Annotated in this window: 15 protein-coding genes and 2 tRNA genes; 16 read left to right on the top strand and 1 reads right to left on the bottom strand. The window is 50.5% G+C overall.

The window, feature by feature from the left end; genetic code table 11:
- Window positions 1–29 precede the first annotated feature (29 nt).
- Window positions 30–476: a hypothetical protein gene (locus tag KNP84_RS00585; RefSeq protein WP_251128648.1), complete on the bottom strand. Its 447-nt coding sequence runs from the start codon at window positions 474–476 to the stop codon at window positions 30–32.
- A gap of 180 nt (window positions 477–656) precedes the next feature.
- Between KNP84_RS00585 and KNP84_RS00580 the strand changes: the two genes are divergently transcribed.
- From KNP84_RS00580 to KNP84_RS00505, 16 genes are all read left to right on the top strand, one after another.
- On the top strand, window positions 657–2,300 hold the full coding sequence (locus tag KNP84_RS00580) for a Na/Pi cotransporter family protein (RefSeq protein WP_214714620.1): 1,644 nt from the start codon (window positions 657–659) through the stop codon (window positions 2,298–2,300).
- Window positions 2,301–2,408: 108 nt separating this feature from the next.
- Window positions 2,409–2,485: transfer RNA gene (locus KNP84_RS00575), tRNA-Met, on the top strand.
- A gap of 5 nt (window positions 2,486–2,490) precedes the next feature.
- Window positions 2,491–2,564: transfer RNA gene (locus tag KNP84_RS00570), tRNA-Ile, on the top strand.
- A gap of 125 nt (window positions 2,565–2,689) precedes the next feature.
- On the top strand, window positions 2,690–4,159 hold the full coding sequence (locus KNP84_RS00565; protein ID WP_215114038.1) for an alpha-amylase: 1,470 nt from the start codon (window positions 2,690–2,692) through the stop codon (window positions 4,157–4,159).
- Window positions 4,160–4,242: 83 nt separating this feature from the next.
- Window positions 4,243–4,851 (top strand): superoxide dismutase, encoded by a 609-nt coding sequence (locus KNP84_RS00560; RefSeq protein ID WP_021065721.1) that lies wholly within the window; start codon window positions 4,243–4,245, stop codon window positions 4,849–4,851.
- 166 nt (window positions 4,852–5,017) lie between these two features.
- Window positions 5,018–7,075 (top strand): peptidoglycan D,D-transpeptidase FtsI family protein, encoded by a 2,058-nt coding sequence (locus tag KNP84_RS00555; protein ID WP_198662263.1) that lies wholly within the window; start codon window positions 5,018–5,020, stop codon window positions 7,073–7,075.
- Window positions 7,076–7,228: 153 nt separating this feature from the next.
- Window positions 7,229–8,164: a PstS family phosphate ABC transporter substrate-binding protein gene (locus KNP84_RS00550; RefSeq protein WP_021065723.1), complete on the top strand. Its 936-nt coding sequence runs from the start codon at window positions 7,229–7,231 to the stop codon at window positions 8,162–8,164.
- Between the two features lie 83 nt (window positions 8,165–8,247).
- Window positions 8,248–9,192 carry a phosphate ABC transporter permease subunit PstC gene (gene pstC, locus KNP84_RS00545; RefSeq protein WP_021065724.1) on the top strand — a complete coding sequence of 315 codons (945 nt, stop codon included), beginning with the start codon at window positions 8,248–8,250 and terminating at the stop codon, window positions 9,190–9,192.
- 1 nt (window position 9,193) lies between these two features.
- On the top strand, window positions 9,194–10,105 hold the full coding sequence (pstA, locus tag KNP84_RS00540; RefSeq protein WP_215114037.1) for a phosphate ABC transporter permease PstA: 912 nt from the start codon (window positions 9,194–9,196) through the stop codon (window positions 10,103–10,105).
- Window positions 10,106–10,208: 103 nt separating this feature from the next.
- Entirely contained in the window at window positions 10,209–10,970 is a 762-nt protein-coding gene (gene pstB / locus KNP84_RS00535; RefSeq protein ID WP_052013661.1) for a phosphate ABC transporter ATP-binding protein PstB, read from the top strand.
- Between the two features lie 15 nt (window positions 10,971–10,985).
- Entirely contained in the window at window positions 10,986–11,648 is a 663-nt protein-coding gene (phoU, locus tag KNP84_RS00530; protein WP_021065727.1) for a phosphate signaling complex protein PhoU, read from the top strand.
- A 119-nt stretch (window positions 11,649–11,767) separates the two neighbouring features.
- Window positions 11,768–12,538, top strand: coding sequence for a DUF4912 domain-containing protein (locus KNP84_RS00525; protein ID WP_021065728.1), 771 nt, complete (start codon window positions 11,768–11,770; stop codon window positions 12,536–12,538).
- Window positions 12,539–12,552: 14 nt separating this feature from the next.
- A complete protein-coding gene (locus tag KNP84_RS00520; RefSeq protein WP_058763919.1) occupies window positions 12,553–14,754 on the top strand; it encodes a 1,4-alpha-glucan branching protein domain-containing protein in 2,202 nt (733 codons plus the stop codon).
- Window positions 14,755–14,838: 84 nt separating this feature from the next.
- On the top strand, window positions 14,839–15,003 hold the full coding sequence (rpmG, locus tag KNP84_RS00515; protein WP_255313299.1) for a 50S ribosomal protein L33: 165 nt from the start codon (window positions 14,839–14,841) through the stop codon (window positions 15,001–15,003).
- A 55-nt stretch (window positions 15,004–15,058) separates the two neighbouring features.
- The gene (locus KNP84_RS00510) at window positions 15,059–15,613 is read left to right on the top strand and encodes a 5-formyltetrahydrofolate cyclo-ligase (RefSeq protein WP_021065730.1); all 555 of its coding nucleotides are present in this window, start codon (window positions 15,059–15,061) and stop codon (window positions 15,611–15,613) included.
- Window positions 15,592–16,362: a DUF92 domain-containing protein gene (locus KNP84_RS00505; protein WP_215114036.1), complete on the top strand. Its 771-nt coding sequence runs from the start codon at window positions 15,592–15,594 to the stop codon at window positions 16,360–16,362. The genes KNP84_RS00510 and KNP84_RS00505 overlap by 22 nt, the downstream gene beginning before the upstream one ends.
- Window positions 16,363–16,424: the final 62 nt, after the last annotated feature.

The following is a 16,424-nucleotide window of genomic DNA, read 5'->3' as shown; positions in this document are numbered from 1 at the left end:
GCGCATAGAAGCGTTCATCCGGCCTTGTTTTATGATGTTCGTTTAATCGGGATTAGCGATAATGGAACGACTACATAAATAAATAATAGTAGAATCCCGAACCACGACGCGGACGGCGAAACGTGATACAGGACGACGAGACTGACTGTCGGAATGAGCGACATCGCGACCGCATACGGCCAAGCTTGGCGATACGGCCACATCTTCTTCGTACGCCATTTCGTGACGAGTTGGACGAGGAGGGCACTGAGGGCGACGAGTCCCATATAGAAGAAGAAAATCGCGAACGCATGTAAGAACAACCACATCGGCCAAAAGAAATTTGGTTGTAACACGATGTAATCGAGTGCCGTGACGGTCAACGTCAACACTAAACTCGCCATCATATAGGCGTGGAGTGGGGCCAAGCGGAGACGTAACGCCTGCTTGGACGGGTAAAGGCTATGGCGGATAAACTGAATCGTTGTCTTGAACATAAATGGAACTCCAATCTGTTATAGTACAAAACTAGAAAAACAAACAAAAATCATACAGTGGTTTAATAAAACCTTAACATTAAACCTGTTTACATCGAATGGGTGATGCGGGCATAATGAGTAGGGCATTAAAAACCAAGCAAACACAACTAATTCACAATCAAAAGGAGTACAAAAATCGTGGAATACAATTTGCAAGAAATGTTATTCATGTTTTTTGGAGGATTAGGGATCTTCCTCTTCGGTATCAAATCGATGGGAGACGGCCTCCAAAAGTCAGCAGGTAACCGCCTGCGTGACATCCTTGATAAGTATACATCGAATCCGTTCCTCGGAGTACTAGCTGGTATCATTGTAACAGTCTTGATTCAGTCATCGTCAGGTACGACTGTCATCACGGTCGGTCTTGTCAGCGCCGGGTTCATGACGCTCCGTCAAGCAATCGGGGTCATCATGGGGGCGAACATCGGGACGACAGTGACCGCGTTCATCATCGGTTTCGATGTCGGCGCCTACGCGTTGCCGATTATCGCTATCGGTGCGATTCTTCTTTTCTTCTTTAAAAAAGAGAAGTTGCAACATTTGGGTCAAATTTTCTTCGGTTTCGGGATGCTGTTCTACGGTCTTGAACTTATGGGAAGCGGCATGAAGCCGCTCCGTTCGAGCGAATACTTCATCGACTTGACGCAATCGATGAGTGACAACCCGTTCCTCGGTGTCGTCGTCGGTACGGTGTTTACCGTCATCGTTCAATCGTCATCAGCAACGATCGGGATTTTGCAAGAGTTGTATGCCGGTGGATCAATCGACTTGGACGCGGCACTTCCGGTCTTGTTCGGAGACAACATCGGGACAACGATTACAGCGGTACTCGCTTCAATCGGTGCTTCGGTAGCAGCCCGTCGTGCGGCAGCAGCCCACGTCATCTTTAACATTGTCGGGACGACGATCTTCATGATCTTGTTGATCCCGTTCACACAATATATTTACTGGATCACAGATGTTTTAGCGATTGAAGACAAGATGCAAATCGCCTTCGCCCACGGGACGTTCAACGTCGTCAACACGTTCATCCAGTTCTGGTTCATCGGAACGATTGCTTGGATCGTGACGAAAATGGTTCCTGGTGAAGATTCAATCGTCGATACGAAAGCACAGCATTTGGATCCAATCTTCATCCAACAGTCACCATCAATCGCCGTCGAACAAGCGAAGTTTGAAGTCATCCGCATGGGCGACTTCGCAAAACTTGGCCTTGATGAAGCGCGCAACTACATGACGACTGGCGATAAGAAACATGCCGAGAAGTCAGCGCACATTGAAGAGGCGCTCAACTCGCTTAACTCAAAAATCACAGATTACCTCGTGAAACTCGCTGCCGTTGATTTGACGGAGCAAGAATCACAAGAACATAAGACACTCATGCATGCCATCAACGATATCGAGCGAATCGGTGACCACGTCGAGAATATTATCGAATTGATCGATTATAAGACGGCGACACGTGTCACACTATCGACCGGTGCTCAGAAAGAGTTGACGGAAATGTACGATTTGACACGGGCCACGCTCGAGAAGTCACTTCAAACGTTGGCGAGCGGAGACATGGTCGAAGCGCGTCAAGTCATCGAGATGGAAGCGAAACTCGATATGCTGGAGCGTCAGTTCCGTAAAAATCACGTTGTCCGCTTGAATACAGGTGAGTGTGACGGCCAAGCCGGTATGTTCTTCGTCGATATGCTCTCGAACTTGGAGCGCATCGGTGATCACGCCATGAACATCACAGAAATCACGCTTGAAGATAGAAACGAAGCAACAGTCTAATCCAACGGTCCTTCCGGCTCATTTGAGACGGAGGGACTTTTTGGTTCAATGTGACTTTTGATTGACAGTGACGCGTTCATTCAGTATATTATTACTGTATAACAACGTGGCGGTGTAGCTCAGCTGGCTAGAGCGTACGGTTCATACCCGTGAGGTCGTGGGTTCGACTCCCTCCGCCGCTACCAATAAAGGACCCTTAGCTCAGCTGGTTAGAGCAGACGGCTCATAACCGTCCGGTCGTAGGTTCAAGTCCTACAGGGTCCATTTTGTGAACAGCTTTCTGATGAAAGCTGTTTTTTGTTTTCATTTTTAGTTTTCAAACTCGAAGTCCTGGGTAAATATCCGTTAGCATTTTGTTTTTTGAAAAATATGAAATGAGGCGAAGCGAGATGGAACGAAATCATACGATGATGCAATTTTTTGAATGGCACGTCCCGGCTGATCAGAAACATTGGAAGCGATTGAAAGAACGAGCTTCTGAATTGAAGGAAGTCGGAATTACCGCATTATGGTTGCCACCTGTCACGAAAGGACAGAGCGACGAGGATACGGGATATGGCGTGTACGATTTGTATGATTTAGGGGAGTTTGACCAAAAAGGAACGGTCGCGACCAAATACGGAACAAAAGAGGAATTACTCGAGGCGACGAAGCATGCCCAAGAACTTGGAATGCAAGTCTATATGGATGTCGTCTTAAACCATAAAGCCGGGGCCGATGCGACCGAGAAGTTCGATGTGCTCGAAGTCGACCCGGAAGATCGCACGAAAGTGCTGTCAGAAGAGCCGTTCGAGATTGAAGGCTGGACCAAGTTTGATTTCGAAGGTCGAAACGACAAACATTCCTCTTTCAAATGGAACTTCCATCACTTTAACGGTACAGATTATGACGCTGCGAACGACCATAGCGGTATCTTCTTCATCCTCGGTGAAAACAAAAAATGGAACGACAACGTCGATGACGAGTTCGGTGTCTATGACTATTTGATGTTCGCCAATATCGATTATCACCACCCAGAAGTCCGTGAAGAAGTTCTTAGCTGGGGCAAGTGGTTTATCGAAGAGACGCAGTGCGACGGGTTCCGACTCGATGCCATCAAACACATCAACTATGATTTCGTTAAAGAGTTCAGCCAGAAAATGAAAGCTGAAAAAGGCGACAACTTCTACTTGGTCGGTGAGTTCTGGAAGTCAGAGCTCGATGCATGCCGTGAGTTCCTCGACAACATCGATTATCACGTCGATTTGTTCGACGTGCCGCTCCATTACAACTTGCAGCGTGCCTCGACAGAAGGAGAATCGTTCGATATGCGGACGATCTTTGACGATACGCTCGTCCAGTCCCACCCGCTCCACTCAGTGACGTTCGTCGATAACCACGATTCACAACCGGCGGAAGCACTCGAGTCATGGGTCGAAGATTGGTTCAAACAAATCGCCTACGGTTTAATCTTGCTTCGCCAAGACGGGTACCCTTGTGTGTTCTATGGGGACTACTACGGCATCAATGGACCGCACCCGGCCGATGGGAAGAAAGTGGCAATCGATCCGCTCCTTTATGCACGCCGGGAGAAAGCGTACGGTCAACAGGACGACTACTTCGATGACGAACACGTCATCGGTTGGGTCCGTCAAGGTGTCGAGGAGATCGAGCGTTCGGGTTGTGCTGTCCTCATCTCGAACAGTGAAGCAGCCGAGAAACAGATGTTCGTCGGCGAGAACCGTGCCGGCGAGAAATGGGTCGATTTGACACAGACCGTCGATGAGGTCGTTGAGATTGATGAAGACGGACATGGGGTATTTAAAGTAGCGGCAGGTTCGATTTCGGTTTGGGCGTTACCTGAACAAGACGTCGAGTGAAGCATTACAATTGAGTCGACCGTCACAAATCTGTTACATTTAAAACGAACGTTGTTCAAACCAATTTAAGGGGGATTTTAGTTATGGCTAAATTTGAATTACCACAACTTGATTACGCATACGATGCACTTGAACCACACATTGACGCACGCACGATGGAAATCCACCACACGAAACACCACAACACTTACGTCACGAACGTAAACAATGCACTCGAAGGAAAAGACGTGAACTACTCTTCACTCGAAGAGTTGCTTCAAAACCTCGATTCACTTCCTGCTGACATTCAAACAGCGGTCCGCAACAACGGTGGCGGTCACTGGAACCACTCATTCTTCTGGAAATTGTTGAAGAAGAACGAGAACGGTGCTCCGACGGGCGAACTCGCTTCTGCAATCGACGAAGCGTTCGGCAGCTTCGACGCGTTCAAAGAGGAGTTCACGAAAGCAGCGACAACACGCTTCGGCTCTGGTTGGGCTTGGCTCGTCGTGAAAAACGGCAAACTCGAAGTCACATCGACTCCAAACCAAGATTCACCGATCATGGAAGGCGTTCAGCCAATCCTCGGTCTCGATGTTTGGGAGCATGCGTACTACTTGAACTATCAAAACCGTCGTCCGGATTACATTCAAGCGTTCTTCCATGTCATCGACTGGGATTACGTCGCGAAGCTCTACGCAGACGCAAAATAATGACACTGTCCCGGGATTCGATTGAATCTCGGGATTTTTTCTACATTTCATTATTTTGTAAACAAATTATGATATAGTGAAAATCGAGTCGAAAAATAGAAATAACACTGACATATACGTCACCTATACTTATAGAAGGAATTGAATCAGAAAGGAGATAACTGAATTGGCCAGAAACCGTGTGAAAGTGCCGAAGAAACGGCGCAACCACCTTCCGTTGCGATTGAACTTATTGTTCTTTATCGTCTTCATCTTATTCGCGACACTCATTTTCCGTTTAGGCGTCGTCCAAATCGTCAACGGTGAGTTGATTGCCCGTGAAGTTCAGAAGACCGAATCAAGCAAAATCAAGTACGAGGTACCGCGCGGTAAAATCTATGACCGCAACGGCCAAGTGCTCGCCGACACCATCTCGAACTACTCGGTCATGTATCGCCGGTCGCAAGTGACGAAGACGGAAGAGCGGCTCGAAGTCGCCATCAAGCTCGCGGAAATCGTCGACGTACCGGAGAAGGACCGTAAAGTGACGGAGCGGGACCGCAAGGATTATTGGATTGCCATCGATCCGGAGCGCTCGCAAGAACGGGTCCAAAACCTGTTGGCTGATTTATCGGAAGAAGAACGGGCCGCCTTGTCGAACCAAGACGTCGACCAGTTGTTGCTCGATTCCATCACGGACGCGGAAATCACGTTTGATGATGCGACCGAAGAAATCATCGCTATCAAACATAACATGGAGTCAGGCTATGCGCTCGACCCACAAGTCATTAAAATCGGGGCGTCTCCAAAAGAAATGGCACTGATTGAAGAAAACTTGGAACTGCTCCCTGGCGTCAGTGTCGAACCGTATTATCAGCGGGATTATCCGTTCGGTGAGACGTTCCAAAGCTTCCTCGGAAGTTATCGTCAAATCCCAGCCGAGCAGCGCGCTTCGTATCAAGCGAAAGGGTATGGCTTGAATGATCGGGTCGGAACGTCTTATCTCGAACAACAGTATGAGGACGTGCTACGCGGGACCCCGGCCTATGACGTCTTCACGACGTATAAAGGGGAACCGGTCGGAGAACCGACTCGCGTTAGCGGGAACCCAGGGAAAGATATCATCTTGTCGACGGACATCGAATTCCAAAAAGAAATCGATGAGATTTTGAAGAAAGCGATTCGAGCCGGCCGCTCGGGCAGCCCGCACTTTGACCGTGCCTTCGCCGTCGTCATGAACCCGCAAACGGGTGAATTGCTCGCCCTCTCGGGACAAGAGCTCGACTATGAAACGAACGAATTCAAAGACGTCTCGACCGGGACGGTCCTGCGGGCGAGTCAAATCGGCTCGACAATCAAGGGAGCGACGGTCGCGTTCGGACTTGAAGAAGAAGTCATCCAACCGGGTGAATATATTTATGACACGCCGATTCGTATCGGTTCGTCACTCAAGTCGTCGTACCGGAACATGGGGAACATCAACGACCTTGATGCCCTCGCGTTATCATCGAACATTTATATGTTCCAAATTGCCCTGCGGCTCGCCGATTACTACTCGACCGGCCAAATCGTCGGAGAGAACGTGACCGAGGCATTCAATACGATGGAACATTACTATAAGCAGTTCGGACTCGGGATTGAGACAGGGATCGACCTCCCATATGAATCAATCGGATTCCGTAGCGTACCGGACCGTGTTACGCTCCTCATGGATATGTCGATCGGTCAGTTCATCTCATACACGCCGATTCAATTGGCGCAGTATACGTCGACGCTTGCGAACGGCGGATACCGGATTCAACCGCATCTCTTGAAAGAAATCATCGAACCTGGCTCGCTCGACGAAGCGAACAAGCAAGTCGTCAGCACGTTCCAACCGAACGCGCTCAATAAAGTCGATATTCGTGATGAATTTCTTCAACGGGCGCGCCAAGGATTCCGGCAAGGGGTCGAGAGTGGAACGTCTCGTATCCTGCAACAGACGGGAATCACGGCGGCCGGTAAGACCGGTACCGCTCAAGCGATCGCGGAAGGGCCAGATGGTCAAGCGAAGCGAAACGCGAACGGTGAACCGATTAAGACACTCAACTCGAACCACGTCGGCTGGGCGCCATATGATGACCCGGAAATCGCTTGGGCCATCATCATGCCAGGCCTCGAGGCGGAAGGGATCAACACCCGTGTCGCGCACGACATCATGAAGGCGTATTTTGACTTAGAAGACGTCCAAGCACAGATTCAATAAAGAAGTCACTTCGGTGGCTTCTTTTTTTCGTCTTTACAATTCTTTTACGTTCCGTTTATTTCTCGTTAATAGTAGTTTATTAGGATGTTAATTGTAGGACAGAACAACGAAGCCACAACACAAATCAAAGCAAACTCAAGGAGGACGTCAGAAATGTCTTGGATGAAAAAATCAGCTTTAGTCGCTTCAATTACTTCGGTGGCCATCATCGGTGCCGCGTGTGGGAACAATGAAGAAGGTGGCGCAGCCGACGGTGAAGGACTTTCAGGTAAAGTCGTCATGGATGGTTCGTCAACAGTCTTCCCGATCATGGAAGCCGTAGCCGAAGAATATTCAGCTGAACAGCCAGACGTTGAAGTCACGGTCGGTGTCTCAGGTACGGGTGGCGGATTCAAACGTTTCGTAACAGGCGAGACGGATTTCTCGAACGCATCACGTGAAATCAAAGAAGAAGAAGCGGCTGAAGCCGAGAAGAACGGTGTTGAGTACACTCAACTCGCTGTCGCTCTTGATGGTCTTTCACTCGTCGTCAACCCAGAGAACGATTGGGCACAAGATATCACGATTGAAGAACTTAACAAGATGTGGACAGACACGAACGTGAAAACATGGAAAGACGTCCGCTCAGACTGGCCGGATGAAGAAATTTCATTCTTCTCACCAGGTAAAGACTCAGGTACGTTCGACTTCTTCAACGAAGCGGTCCTTGACGACACGGACATCCGTGAAGACGCACAGTTGTCAGAAGACGACAACGTCCTCGTGACAGGTGTCGCCGGCACGAAAGGTGCAATCGGATTTTTCGGATACGCATACTACATTGAAAACCAAGATACGCTTCGCGCGTTGAACGTCGAAGGCATCGAGCCGACGACTGATACGATCAACGATCTTTCATACCCGCTCTCACGTGAGATTTACACATACGTGAACAACGCGTCATTGAAAGACAAGCCACAAGTCGCTGACTACACACGCTTCTTGAATGAAAATGCAGCAGCCCTTTCAGAAGAAGTTGGATATGTCGGAATGGAACAAGCACGATATGATGAGAACGCTGAAGTGATCGACGAGATCGCTGGCGAGTAATAGCGCAGAAGGCAGAAGGTGAGAGTCGCTCTCGCCTTCTCGCCGTGCTTTCTAGTATGAAGAGGTAGGGAGCGATACACGAGATGAATCAACCAAACAAAGGGCTGTCAATTCGAGAGATGATTGAAGCCAATAAGAAAAAAAAATATAGTACGACGAACGTGTTTGATAAAGTCATGCCGTTCTTATTATTCTTGAGCGCATTCGTTTCGGTCGTCACGACGGTCGGCATCGCGTTCACACTCGGTTTTGAACTGTTCAAGTTTTTCGAGCGCGTACCGGTCGCCGAGTTTTTAGGCTCGACCGAATGGTATCCGCTTAGTGCCGATCAACGTTTCGGCGTCTGGGCCCTCGTCATGGGGACACTCCAGATTACGGTCATTGCCATGATTGTCGCTGTACCACTCGGTTTGGCGTCGGCGATTTATTTGAGCGAGTATGCGTCTGAGCGTGCCCGCACGATTTTGAAGCCGATTCTTGAAGTGCTTGCTGGCGTTCCGACGATTGTTTTCGGATTCTTCGCCTTGTCGTTCGTCACACCGATTTTGCAAGCATTGATTCCAGGGCTTCAAATCTATAACGCACTCAGCCCGGGAATCGTCGTCGGAATCATGATTATTCCGATGATCGCTTCGATTTCGGAAGACTCGATGAGCGCCGTCCCGAAAAAGATTCGTGATGGAGCCCTCGGCCTTGGCGCGACGCGTCTTGAAGTCGCGATTAAAGTCGTTATGCCCGCCGCGCTCTCAGGGATTATCGCCTCAATCGTCCTCGGGATGAGCCGTGCCATCGGTGAGACGATGATCGTAACAATCGCAGGTGGGTCACAACCGAACTTTGAGTTCAACCCGCTCAACGCGATTCAAACGATGACAGCTTATATCGTCCAAATCGCCAAAGGTGATGCAGGATACGGGACAATCGAATACTACAGTATCTATGCGGTCGGCGCATTGTTGTTCATCTTTACGCTCGTGATGAACTTATTCGCGAACTGGGTGACGCGCCGCTTCAGAGAGGAGTACTAATATGGCATTGCCGAACAGTGAGTTCAAGAATACGAAGAACTTGATGGACCGTGCTTCCGTTTCACAACGGATTAAGCGCCGTCTCCAATTAAATGAAATCTTTAAGTACGTCTTTTTAGCGGGACTTGTCTTTGCCCTGCTCGTCTTATCGACATTGATTTATGATGTCGTCTCTAAAGGTGGCGGCTGGGTGAACTTGGACTTCCTCCGCAACTTCCCATCCCGTCGTCCTGAACAGGCCGGGTTATATCCAGCGTTAATCGGATCACTTTGGTTGATGATGTTGATCGTTCCGATGGTATTTATCGTCGGTGTTGGTGCCGCGATTTATCTTGAAGAGTACGCACCAAAAAACCGTATCACGTCATTTATCGAAGTAAATATTTCAAACTTGGCTGGTGTCCCGTCAATCGTTTTCGGATTGCTCGGATTGACGATTTTTGTTCGCATTATGGAACTTGGGAACTCAATCATGGCCGGAGCTCTCACGCTCGGACTGATGAGTTTACCGATTGTTATCGTCGCGTCACAAGAAGCGCTCCGTTCCGTCAAGATGGAATTGCGCCATGCGTCGCTCGCACTCGGAGCCTCGAAGTGGCAGACGACGTTCAACGTCGTCTTGCCGTCGGCGATTCCAGGGATTATCACGGGAATCATCTTGGCAGTATCGCGAGCAATCGGGGAAACGGCCCCATTGATCATGGTCGGAGCAGCGACGTTCATTTCGACGACGCCGAGCAATGTGTTCTCTGATTTCACAGCGCTCCCGATTCAAATCTACAACTGGACGAGCCGTCCGCAAGCCGAATTCCAAAACTTAGCCGCTGCCGGAATCATTGTATTGATGACGATGTTGATCATCATGAACTCGGCTGCCATCTATATCCGTAACAAGTACACGAACCGACATTAAGTCATAGCAGTAAACGAGGAGGACTCTCGAGATGATGAAACAAAAAGAACTCAAAGGAGATCATGAAGTGAATACAACGACGACTCAACCGAACGAAACGGTGATGCAAAAAGAAAGTGCCTATGTCGTGAACAACTTGAATTTATGGTATGGCGACGATCAAGCGTTGATCGACGTCAACCTCGACATCAAGAAAAACGAAGTGACGGCCATCATCGGTCCGTCGGGTTGCGGGAAGTCGACGTTCATCAAGACGTTGAATCGGATGGTCGAGCTCGTGCCATCTGTCCGTACGAACGGTGAAATCTTGTATCATGGTCGCAACATCTTTGACCGCGATTATAAAGTCGAAGATCTTCGCACGTCGGTCGGCATGGTGTTCCAACAGCCGAACCCGTTCCCGAAATCGGTGTATGACAACGTGGCGTACGGGCCACGTACACACGGCATCAAAAACAAAAAAGTACTCGATGAAATCGTCGAGCGCTCGCTTCGCGGCGCCGCGATTTGGGATGAAGTGAAAGATCGCTTGAACGAGAACGCCTATGGCCTCTCGGGTGGACAGCAGCAACGTCTCTGTATTGCCCGCACACTCGCCATCGAACCGGACGTCATCCTCATGGATGAGCCGACGTCAGCGCTCGACCCGATCTCGACATTAAAAGTCGAAGAGCTCGTCCAAGAGTTGAAAGAGCAGTACTCGATTATCATCGTCACGCACAACATGCAGCAAGCAGCTCGTGTATCGGATAAGACGGCGTTCTTCTTGAACGGAGAAGTCGTTGAGTTCGATGCGACCGATAAAATCTTCTCGAATCCAACGGACAAACGGACTGAAGATTACATTTCTGGCCGGTTCGGTTAAGAAGGGGAGACAATCATGGCACAAAATCGCACATTTTTTGATACGAAGTTAAACGAATTAGAAGACAAGGTCGTTCGCTTGGCGAATTTGACGATGCGTCAAACCGCTACGGCCATCGAAGTGCTTGAAAAACATGACCTCGTACTCGCTCAGACGGTCATCGACAACGACAACGAACTCGATGACCTCGAGCTCGAAATCAATGACGAGGCGATTCTGTTGATCGCGAAACAACAACCGGTCGCGACCGACCTTCGTCGTTTGATCGTGACGATGAAGTCGGCGACAGACCTTGAGCGCATCGCGGACTATGCGACGAACATCGCCAAAGCCGTTGCGCGCATCGAGCACGTCCCGTATGTGTTAGACATCAAGCCGCTCAAACAGATGGCCGAGCAGTTGATTGACATGCTCGAGCTGGCGACTCGCGCTTATCGTAAAGGCGAGGTCAGCCGGGTGCGTGACTTGAACGAGATGGACAAAGTCATCGATGACTTGAACTTGCAGGTCATCAAACAATACATGGGATCTGTGCCGACGATGGCTGTCGGGACGAACGATGTCTATGAGTTTTCGAACATCGCCCGCTATTTAGAACGCATGGGCGATCACGTGACGAATTTCGGGGAACATCTCATTTTCCTCGAAAAAGGGAAACATTATGATTTAAACCAGTAAGAAGAGTGGTAAAGAACAACAGACCAGTTGTTCTTTACTTTTTTTTTGTGCAGGAATTCACGGGTTGGAGGCGAATAGTAGAACACATGGATTTTTTTTAGGAAGGGAGCCACAAATAGATGGAAGAGAAAATCGTTTCCTTGAAACAACAAGGACTAACGTTAAAACAGATTGCAGAACAATTAGACATGCCGATCGGGAAAGTCCAGTACGCTTGGCGCAAATGGCGTTCCCAACACGGTGAACCAGCCAAGCCGGTAGCCGCCGCTCCAAAACGAAAGACCGAAGGGAAGAAAGCAATGACACCGAAATCGAAGCAAGTACCCGCCTCATCTGGGACGCAGGTCGCTTCGACGCTGCAACATGAGCTGCCAGTCCAATCACCGCTTCTAGATAAAGGCCCAGATGGGTTCTGGAAGCTCCCTGACCGTTATGATCAAGATTTGATGCATGCGGTCGTTCAATCGCCGAACGCCGTCTACGTCTTTTGGGAGGTTTCTGACAGCGTCAAGGAGACGTTGTCGATGCAGTTCATGCGTCCGTGGGAAGATTTGCCGAAGGCGTTCCGTATCCTCGACATCACGTTGCTTGATTACGCGAGCGGGCATGCGAACCGTTCATATACGTTCGAATTACCGGAGATGACGAACAGTTGGTTCGTTCGGCCACTCGATCCGAACACGACGTATGTGTTCGAGTTTGGGATTCGGACGATGGAAGGGGAGTTTCTTCCGTTGCTCGCATCTTCACCGATTGATACGCCACGTGCGGAGCCAGCCGGCCATGGTCGTTTCGCTGAACCGGTACGACGTTGGCAATACGGGGAAGTCGAGTCTCCTGAACTGCTCGACACGCTACCTAAATATTCTGCATACCGATTCGTGCGCTGAGGAGGATTTATTTGATGAAACCAGGTTATTTTTCACTCGTCCTTCATGCCCACCTTCCGTACGTGCGACATGAAGAGAAACACCGCTTAGAAGAGAGATGGGTGTATGAAGCCATCTCCGAGACATATATCCCGATTCTGTGGCAAATCGACCGTCTGCAAAAGCCGCTTCATTGGACGGTCAGCATTTCACCGCCCGTCGTCGAGATGCTCGCCGACCCGCTCGTCCAGGACCGTTACGTGGAACATTTGGATGAGATGCTCGAATTGATTGAGATTGAGCTCGCCGAAGGACGGAGCGAACAGGAAGTTGAGACGCTCCATTTTTATCGCGGGCGCTACACCGATTTGAAAACAACGTTCCTGCATTGGGAAAAGAACTTGAACCATGCGTTCCGTACATATCGTGAGCAAGGGTTCATCGATATGGTCACATGTACGGCGACGCACGGCTTCAACCCGCACTTGTTCACGGAGCAGGCCGCCCGCACGGAAATCCGTACCGGTTTGAACTGTTTCGAGCGTCATTACGGGTTCCGCCCGACCGGCATTTGGTTGCCGGAGTGTGCCTATACGCCGGGTGTCGACCGCATCTTGTACGAGGAAGGCGTTCGTTATACGTTCGTCGATGAGCACGCTTTACTCGATGCCGACCCTACTCCGGACAAGGGGATTGGCGCACCGGTCTACTCGCCGCATGGCGTCGCCTTGTTCCCGCGTGACCAAATCATCTCCGGGAAGATTTGGAGCTCGATGATCGGGTATCCGGGCCATCCTGACTATCGCGAGTTTTATCGTGACCTCGCCTATGACCGCGACTGGGCGTATATTGAAAAGTTCATGCACCCAGAAGGGATTCGATTCGATACCGGTCTGAAGATGCACCGCATCACGGGCGACTCGGATGAGAAAGACTATTATGTCCGCGCCTGGGCCGAACATCAAATCGACAACCACGCCCTCGATTTTGCGCAGACGCTCGAAGGGCATCTCGAGGCCCATGGTGGACAAATGTTCCCGCCGTTCCTCGTGACGGCACCGTTCGATGCCGAGTTGTTCGGACATTGGTGGTTTGAAGGACCTGAATTCCTCGGAAAGGTCGCCGAGCGGCTCGAAGAGTTCGGAATCGAGACGATTACGCCGGCCCTGTTCCTCGAGCGCCACTTCCAAGACCTCGAGACAGTACACGTCTCGATGAACACGTGGGGGCGTAAAGGTTATGGTGACGTGTGGATCAACGAGCGCAACGAATGGATGCTCCGCCACTTGCACATGATGGAGACACAACTCGTCAAAGACGTGGCCGATTATCGTCACGCCTCACCGCTCGTCGATCGGGCGCTCATTCAACTCGTGCGACATTACGTCCTCGCCGTATCGAGTGACTGGGCCTTCATCCTCGACGGACAGACGACGGCCCAATATGCAGCCGAACGCTTCCGCGAGCACACACGCCTGTTCGCTGAGCTCGAGACGGCACTGTATCAAGACAAGTTATCGGATGAACTGCTCGCCGACCATTATCGCGCGTATCCGTTCCTTGATGATGTGGACATTGACATCGACACGTTCCTGTCTCCGCACGACTATTACGTGACTGAGGAACGTGGCAGTGAAGGCGAGGCGATTCTCGTCTTGACGCCAGAATATACAGGCAACGTCGTTGGTGATCTCGGACGCCGTGTCATCGACGAGGTCGAAGCCCGGGCGGCGGAAGGCGAGACGGTGTACGTCTTGACCCCGTTCAAGGAAGGGTTACCGGAGTATGAACGTCACAACCACGTCCACGTGTACCGCGTCCGTCTGACGAGCCCGTTCTTGGAGCACGTGATGAACCAAGTCGCGGCCCAAAACGTGGCGTACGTCAAACTTGCGCATGAGCTCGTGGCCAAAGTTCCGTTCAAAGCGATCCATCAATTTGATTGGATGACGATTCCTGCGGCACGTTCGCTTGCGAAAGCACTACAAGTTCCGTTATACTCAACTATGTTGTCCTTTGAAACGACCCGCAATCCGCACGGACACGGCGGTCTGTTCGACGCGATTCACCGAATCGAGAACAGCGTCCTCGCTGAAGCCGACACGGTGTACATCTGCGAACAACTATCGACTGAGGAAGTCGGAATGCGCTATGCGATTGGTGATAACGTAAAAACCTGCCTGCCGCTCGATGCTTCGCCATACGGGCAAAAACGTTTGAAAAAGAACACGAAATAACCTTGCTTTTTCAAATAAAAATTGGTAGGATAATTGAGTATGCTTAGACTGTAAAGCAAAAGCACTTGATACAACATTAGTAAGATGGGAGTGAAAGAAATGCGCGTTAAAATCACACTAGCTTGCACAGAAACAGGCGATCGCACGTACATCACGAAGAAAAACAAACGTAACAACCCAGAGCGCCTCGAATTGCGCAAATACAACCCACGTCTCCGTCGTCACACGCTTTACCGCGAAGTGAAATAATGAGACTGGCCGTCACTCATGTGGCGGCCTTTTTTTTGAACAAGGGGGAATTGAAGTGATTGAAAAGAAACAACTTCGGCAAGACGTACATCGTCAAATCCGTGAACTCGACGACCGGTCGGACCGGGACCGCGTCATCATACATACATTGACCGAACTGAAGGCGTGGCAAGAGGCGGACACGGTGGCTGTCACGCTCGCCCTCGATTTAGAGATTGATACGTTGCCGCTCATCCGCTTAGCATGGAAGGCAGGAAAATCGGTGTTTGTGCCGAAAGTTACGAAACAGGGACTCACGTTCCATGAGATTCATTCGCTAGAAGACCTCGAGCCGGGCGTCATGAATATATTGGAGCCGACGACTGAAGCGACGATGCGCTCGATTGACGTCTGTATCGTCCCGGGCCGCGTGTTTGACCGGTCCGGCTATCGAATCGGATGGGGAGGCGGCTACTATGATCGCTACCTCGCCACGTACAAAGGGACGACCATCGCGTTGGCCTATGACGTTCAACTGCTCGATGAGATCCCGATTGAGCCACACGACATTCCTGTCGAATTCATCGTGACGGAAAGGGAAACGATTTTATGTTCGCCATCTTCGTTGTAACTTGTCTGGTGGCCTTTGCCGGCTATCGATTGCGCTCGTTGACCCGCTCCGGTGCCGTCTTGACGGTCGTGACGGGGACGGTCATCGGCTACGGTTTCGGTTGGTTCGGGCTCTATTTACTCGGTGTCTTCTTCTCGACATCGTCGCTCGCCTCGAAATATCGTGCCCGGGACAAGGCGCCTGTCGATGAGATTGTTGAGAAATCGGGTCCCCGTGATTTCGTACAAGTGCTCGCCAATGGGGGCGTCGGCATGGTGACGGCGCTTGGAATGATTCTTGCGCCAAACGATGCCTGGTTATTCGCCTATGTCGCCTCGATTGCCGCGGCGACGAGTGATACGTGGGGATCTGAGTTCGGCGTCCTCGCCAAGCAGAAACCGCGCTCGATTCGGACGTTCCGTGAAGTCGAACCGGGAACGAGTGGTGGGGTGTCCGTGTTCGGTACGGTCATGTCGATTGTCGGGGCCACGGTCATCATCCTCGCCTCGCTTCCATTTATCGAGATCGATGTGACGTTCGCGCTCGTCTTGATCGCTCTCGGATTGAGCGGCAGCGTCGTCGACACATTGTTAGGGGCCACGGTGCAACGGAAATATCGATGCCGTGTGTGCGGCAAGTTGACCGAGAAGAAAATGCATCATCATGAGCCGACGGCTTATGTGTCGGGCTGGCGTTTTCTCGGCAATGACGCCGTCAACTTTTTGTCGATCGCCGCGGCCGCGACGATTAGTTTCCTCTTGTTACGATGAGGGTAGTACAGAAAATGTAGATGTTTCAAACGAATGTGAATTTTGTCACAATATCGCCAAAG

The sequence above is a fragment of the Exiguobacterium sp. s70 genome (assembly GCF_018618315.1).
Taxonomy (GTDB): domain Bacteria; phylum Bacillota; class Bacilli; order Exiguobacteriales; family Exiguobacteriaceae; genus Exiguobacterium; species Exiguobacterium chiriqhucha.
This window is presented reverse-complemented; position numbering and strand designations above follow the sequence as displayed.